Annotated in this window: 5 protein-coding genes; 4 read left to right on the forward strand and 1 reads right to left on the reverse strand. The window is 73.2% G+C overall.

Going from position 1 to position 6,160, the window contains the following annotated elements; genetic code table 11:
- Window positions 1-289: 289 nt before the first annotated feature.
- The gene (locus G3I42_RS06725) at window positions 290-979 is read left to right on the forward strand and encodes a hypothetical protein (protein ID WP_164283308.1); all 690 of its coding nucleotides are present in this window, start codon (window positions 290-292) and stop codon (window positions 977-979) included.
- A gap of 99 nt (window positions 980-1,078) precedes the next feature.
- On the opposite strand, the gene G3I42_RS06730 is transcribed toward G3I42_RS06725, so the two are convergent.
- Window positions 1,079-2,116 (reverse strand): chitinase, encoded by a 1,038-nt coding sequence (locus tag G3I42_RS06730; RefSeq protein ID WP_164283309.1) that lies wholly within the window; start codon window positions 2,114-2,116, stop codon window positions 1,079-1,081.
- Window positions 2,117-2,651: 535 nt separating this feature from the next.
- On the opposite strand from G3I42_RS06730, the gene G3I42_RS06735 reads away from it, so the two are divergent.
- The 3 genes from G3I42_RS06735 to G3I42_RS06745 form a co-directional block, all read left to right on the forward strand.
- Entirely contained in the window at window positions 2,652-3,824 is a 1,173-nt protein-coding gene (locus tag G3I42_RS06735; protein WP_239096302.1) for a hypothetical protein, read from the forward strand.
- Between the two features lie 175 nt (window positions 3,825-3,999).
- On the forward strand, window positions 4,000-4,710 hold the full coding sequence (gene cpaB / locus G3I42_RS06740; protein ID WP_203606456.1) for a Flp pilus assembly protein CpaB: 711 nt from the start codon (window positions 4,000-4,002) through the stop codon (window positions 4,708-4,710).
- Window positions 4,711-4,720: 10 nt separating this feature from the next.
- A partial coding sequence (locus tag G3I42_RS06745) for an AAA family ATPase (RefSeq protein ID WP_164283311.1) occupies window positions 4,721-6,160 on the forward strand: 1,440 nt, incomplete at its 3' end.

A 6,160-nucleotide genomic window follows, 5' to 3' on the forward strand; every position in this document is an offset into this window, starting at 1 on the left:
CACCCGCCCCCCGCACCCGTCCCCGGGGCATGACCCGCCCTCCCAAGGGGGGGCCACCTCCACGCGTTCAAGTCTTCCAGCCGCGAACCCCCTCCCGGCCCCACCCGCCCCAATCTGTGGACAACCTCAGCGATCCCGCACATCCCCTCACCCCATCGAGTGAGCGGATTCTCAGGAGCAGCCGAGTTGTCCACAGGTGGGGCCTTCGCGGTGCCCGTGCGTGGTGGGATCTGTGTGTCCCGCGCACCCGAACCTGCGTTCCACAGGCGCGTCCGTCATACTGCGCCCCGTGGAGCAGAAGCAGAGTGAAGCGAACCTTCCGCCCATCGGCGCCGCCGCCGATCCGGCGTTGATCCCCGGCCTCACGGTGCCGAGTCCTCGTACGGGGACGGACGCGCCCGGTACGGAGCCGGAAGCGGCCGCCGGGACGGGCCCCGACGCGGACGCCGACGCGCCCGCGGCCGAGCCCGCCGACGCCGCCCCCGCCTCCGACGCGGAACCCGAACCCGGCAAGGCCGAGGCCGAAGCCGAAACGGGTACGGAGGCTGACGCCGAGGCCGAGCCGGGGGGCGCCACCCCCGCCGAAGCCGCGACCGACGACGAGGCCCCGGCCCCCGCCTCCGCGGACGATCCGGCCCCCGCCACCGCCGACGGCCCCGCCGCCGAGGACACCTCCGGCGAAGAGGACGAGGACTTCCGCGCCGAGGCCGTCTTCACCGCCGCCGACCGGCGCGGCTCCGTGACCCTCGACCGCGACGGCGTCCGCTACGCGCTCGACGACCAGGCGTGCGAGTGGACCTGGAGCGAGGTGGCCGCCGTCGAGTACGGCACCAGCCGCATCGGCCGCCGCCTCACCGTCACGGTGCACACCCCCGACGAGCGCTGGTACCCGCACGACGTCCAGGCCCCGGACAAGGCGACCCTGAGCCGCTGGACCGAGGAGCTGGACGCCGCGCTCGACGCGCACTTCGAGGAGTGACGCCGGGGCGGGCCGGCCGCACCGTCCGCCGCCCCGCCCCGCACCCCGGTCCTGCCCGGTCCGGGTCCGCGCCGCCCTCGTACCTCCGTACGGCTCCGCCTACAGCCCGTGCACGTGCGTCCCCACCGCGTCCGACCAGGAATTTCCCGCCGCCGCGTCCCAGTTGGTGGACCACGCCATCGCGCCCCGGATGCCCGGGTACGTCTTGTCCGGCTTGAAGCTGCCGCAACTCGTGCCCTTCGCCAGGCAGTCGAGGGCCGCGTTCACCACGCTCGGGGCGACGTAACCGCCGCCCGCCGCGCTCGCCGACGCCGGGACGCCGAGGCCGACCTGCGCGGGGTCGAGCCCGCCTTCGAGCTGGATGCACGCGAGCCCGGTGAGGAAGTCGACGGTCCCCTGCGCGTACACCTGTCCGTCGCAGCCCAGCATCGAACCGCTGTTGTAGTACTGCATGTTGACGACGGTCAGGATGTCCTTCACGTCCAGCGCCGTCTTGAAGTACTCGTTCGACGTCGACTGCATGTCGATCGTCTGCGGCGCCATCGTCAGGACGAAGCCCGGTCCCGCCTTCGCGGCCAGGTCGTGCAACGCCTGTGACATGTAGGTCGAGTTGAGGCCGTTCTCCAGGTCGATGTCGACCCCGTCGAAGCCGTACTCCTGCATCTGAGCGTAGAGCGAGTCGGCGAACGCCCCTGCCGAGGCGGCGTCGTTGACGCTCACCGTGCCCTTCTCGCCGCCCACCGAGAGCACGACGCTCTTCCCCTCGGCCTGCTTCCCCTTCACGTCCGCCTTGAACTGGTCCTCGGTGTAGCCTCCGAGACCCGCCGAGTCGAGCGTGAAGTCGACCGCGCCCGGTGTCGCGGTCGCGTCCGCGAAGGCGACGGCGATGATGTCGTACTGGTCCTGCACGTCCGCGAGCGTCTGGACCGTCGCGCCGTTGTCGAAGTTCTGCCAGTAGCCGGTGAGCGCGTGCGCCGGTACGGCCGCCTCCGGCTCCGCCGCGCTCGCGGGAGCGATACCGGCCGTGAGTGCCGTGGCGCCGAGCGCGAGCGCCGCGACGGCGGCGAGCGCCGTACCGAGCGCTCCGCCCCGCCCGTGGCTCGCGCGGGCAGAACGGTGCTGGGGGAAATGCAGCATGGAAGTGCCTCCTGTGGGGGGAGTCGACGGCGGTGGGGCGCCATCGCCCTCCAAACTGGTCCAGACCAATATGAGCTGTCAAGAGGCGGTACGGGACTTGTCGCCGCCGGTGCGGAACGCGGCCCGCCACCGGCCACCCGCTCAGGCCGTCGCTTCGGTCGCCCGCCCTGTGGCGCCGCCCCGTCTTGACCTCGCCGTCGACCCCGTACAACTCCCCGACGCGTGTGGACAGATGTTTCGGCAAGGGCCCGAAGGCCCCCTTCCGTGCGGTGTATCCGGTCAGGGAACCGGTCGACAGGGGTGGGCAAGCCGACACAATGGGCCCAACTCCTGCCACGTAACCGCACTTTCCGGCCAAGATCCGGATTTCAGCCGTGGAAAGCCCGCGCCGTCGTAAGGCCCTACGAACCCTGCGAAGTGGGGTGTTGAGGGTGCTGCGGCTGGATATGGTGCAGGAGCGAGCGGTGGCGTGCCGCTCGACCGGGCTTCGCGCGCCCGCGCGTACGCGCTCGGGCGAGAGGGAGGGGGTGGGGCCGTGCCGACCGCTGTTGCCGTGACCGGGAGCGACCTCGTGCTTCCCTCGCCGGACCGCCACACGCCCGGCGCCGTCCCGCTCGGAGCCGCTACGGGCGCCCCGCTCGCCGAATCACTCGCCGAACTCCACGCCTTACTGGAGCAGCACGGCTGGCTCATCGTGCTGCACTCCACCGCCACGGACCCGGAGGCGATCCGCCGGGTACGCACTGCCCGCGCGGCCCTCGAAGCGGACCGCGTCACCCTCGTCGGGCTCGACCTGCCCCCGCTCGGACTCGCCCTCGTGGCACTCCAGTTGCGGCAGCTCTCGGTCTGCGACTTCACCCCCGGCGTCCTCGCCTCGGCCGCCCGCCTCCTCGCCCACTACGTGCACGCGGGCGCCGTACTCGGCTCGCTCGCCCGGCTCGACCGCGTGCCTGTCCCGCTCGGCTCGCACGCCCGCTCCCGCCTCCCCGGCACGCAGTACGCGGTCCAGGCGCACCCCGAACCCCGCCTCGTCAAGGCCGTCCCCGGCGCCGAACTCCCCGGCCCCGACTTCGCGACCCGCCTCTACCTCGCCCACGGCGACCGCCCCTCGACGTGGCTCGGCGAGACCCTGGCCCGTACCTGGCAGGTCCAGTCCGTCACCGAAGTGCCCCTGCCGAAGGACTCCGTGGCCTGGTGGGGCACGGGTAAACTCACGGAGTTCGCCGCGGGTATACCTGACATCTCCGTCCTCTATCAGCTCGTCTCCTCCGTGCGCCGGGAACGCTGCCGCTGGTGCGGGCTCGAATTCCTCGGCGACCGCTGCGGATTCTGCGGCGCCCCCCTCGCTCCACCTGCCCTCCGTGCCCCGGCCGCCACCCGCGAGCCCCGCCGCGCACTCGGCCGCGAGTCGGGCCGCGAACCCGGTCGCGAGACACCGCGTGCTCCGTCGCGCGACCTCCCCGCCGCCCGCCGGGCGGCAGCCGCCCTCCCGCACGCGGGCGCCCGCCCCGACCCCGGACTCCCCGGCCCGCCCGGCGAGTTGGGTCCCGTGGCCCCCTCGGGTACGAGACCGCAGCCCACCGCTTCCTCGGGTACGAAGCCGCAGCCCACCGCTCCCTCGGGCACGCCCCCGCCGGACCGTCCGGACCCCCGCGACCGCCCGGCCCCGCCCGACCATCCCGGCTCGCCGCACCCCCCGTACCGCTGACCCGGAGGGCCCCGGGACCCGCGCGGCGCGCCCTCGCAGACGAGGCCCGTCCCGCGCGACCGTCCGTCCCAAGTCCCGTACGAGCAGCGCCCGTACACCCAGCCCCGCCCGCCCGCCACGCCGCCCGACCGCCCCCTCACGACCACCACCCCGTCCCGATCGAGGTACTCCGGCCATGAACTCACGCCAGCGCCGAGGCGTCGTCCTGATGGTGCTCTCCGCCGTGTGCGCCCTCATCGCGCTCGTCGGGGTGCTCGGGGTCGTCAGGAACGTCAACTCCAAGGTGGGCGACGAGACGACCGCCTACCGGCTCAAGAACGACATCGCCCCGTACAAGAGCCTCGACGCCTCGCAGTTCGAGAAGGTGTCCATCCCGAAGCGCTGGCTGCCCGACACCGCCATCACCCAACTCGGCGCCCTGCGCGGCAAGATCGCCGTCACCACGCTCCACAAGGGCTCGCTGCTCCAGGACGACATGATCGTGAACCGCCCCACGCTCGCGGCGGGGGAGCAGGAGATCGCGATCATGATAGACGCGGCGACCGGGGTCGCGGGGAAGATCACACCCGGCTCGTCGGTCAACATCTACGCGACATTCAAGGGCCGGAACGAGAACCAGAAGGACGAGTCACGGCTCATCGTCGAGCGCGCCCAGGTCCTCGACGTCGGCAAGCTCACCCCCTTCGACCAGAACAACGACGACAACCGCGACCGCACCACCGAAGCCGTCCCCATCACCTTCGGGCTCGGCACCGCGGACGCCCAACGCGTGGCCTATGCCGAGTCGTTCGCGACCCACGTCCGGCTCGCGCTCGTCGGCGCCGGCGAGCAGCCGCCCGCCGCCGCGGGGCCCGACCGCACGTACACCCTGGACAAGGACAAGTGAGGCGGCGGCCATGAGCACGCGCATCCTCCCGGTGGCGGGCGATCCCGACCTCGCCCGTTCCCTCGTCTCCCTCCTCAGCCAGCTCCCCGAGGCCGAACCCGCCCTGCCCGTACCGGACTCGACCGCTCTTCTCGACGCCCTCGACCGGCTCGCCGCGGAATCGCTCGACGAACTCCCCGAAGTCGTCCTCGTCCACGAACGCGTCGGCCCCGTCCCCGCGCTGGACCTCGTCCACGAGGTCGTACGGCGCTTCCCGCAGGTCGGCGTCGTCCTCGTCACCGCCGACACGGGGACGACCGTCCTCACCGCCGCCATGGACGCGGGCGCGCGCGGCATCCTCCCGCTCCCGCTTGCCTACGACGCCCTCGCCGAACGCGTCCGCGCCGCCGCCGAGTGGTCCGCCGGAATGCGCCGCCACCTCGGCAACAGCCCGGAGGGCGGCGGTGGTTCCGGAGGCGGGCGCGTCCTCACCGTCAGCGGCGCCAAGGGCGGCGTCGGCACGACTCTCGCCGCCGTCCAACTCGCCCTCGCCGCAAAGGCGTCGGGGAGCACCGTCGCCCTCGTCGATCTCGACCTCCAGTGCGGCGACGTCGCCGCCTTCCTCGACGTCCAGTTCCGCCGCTCCAGCGTCGACCTCGCCGGCATCGCCGACCTCACCCCGCGCGTCCTCCAGGACGCGATGTTCCCGCACCCCAGCGGCCTCGGCCTCCTCCTCGCCCCCGCGGACGGCGAGCGCGGCGAGGAAGTCACCGAGCGCGCGGCCCGGCAGATCCTCGGCGCGCTGCGCTCCCGCCACGACCTCGTCGTCGTCGACTGCGGCTCCCAGCTGACGGCCGCGAGCGCGGCGGCCGTGGAACTCGCCGATCAGGCACTGCTGTTGGTCACCCCGGACGTCATGGCGGTACGGGCCGCCAAACGCACCGTACGGCTGTGGGAACGCCTCCAGATCCGCAAGGCGGAGGAAACCCTCACCGTCCTCAACCGCCACACCCGCTCCGGCGAGATCCAGACGGCCCTGGTCTCGCGCATCACCGGCACCACCACCGCCCGCACCACGATTCCCGCCGCCTACAAGGAACTTGCCGGAGCCATCGACTCGGGCCGCGTCCACGAACTCGACGCGCGCGGCACCGTCCGGCAGGGCCTGTGGACCCTCGCGGGCGAACTCGGCCTCGTACAAGTGCCCGAGCAGCCCACCGGCGGCCGGCGCCGCAAGAAGGGCGCCCACACCGGGGCGTCCAGCGCGCTCGCGCGCCGGGGCGACCGCGGCGCCGTCACCCTCGAATTCGCCGGGATCTTCCCCCTCGTCCTCGTCGTCATCGGCCTCATGTGGCAGTGCGCGCTGTACGGGTACACCTTCAGCCTCGCCGCCAACGCGGCCGACGAGGGCGCCCGCGCGGGCACCGCGGCCGTCGCCGCGGGCGAAGACGGCGCCGGAGCCTGCCGCGCC

It is taken from the genome of Streptomyces sp. SID11385 (assembly GCF_010548245.1).
In the GTDB taxonomy this organism is placed as follows: Bacteria; Actinomycetota; Actinomycetes; order Streptomycetales; family Streptomycetaceae; genus Streptomyces.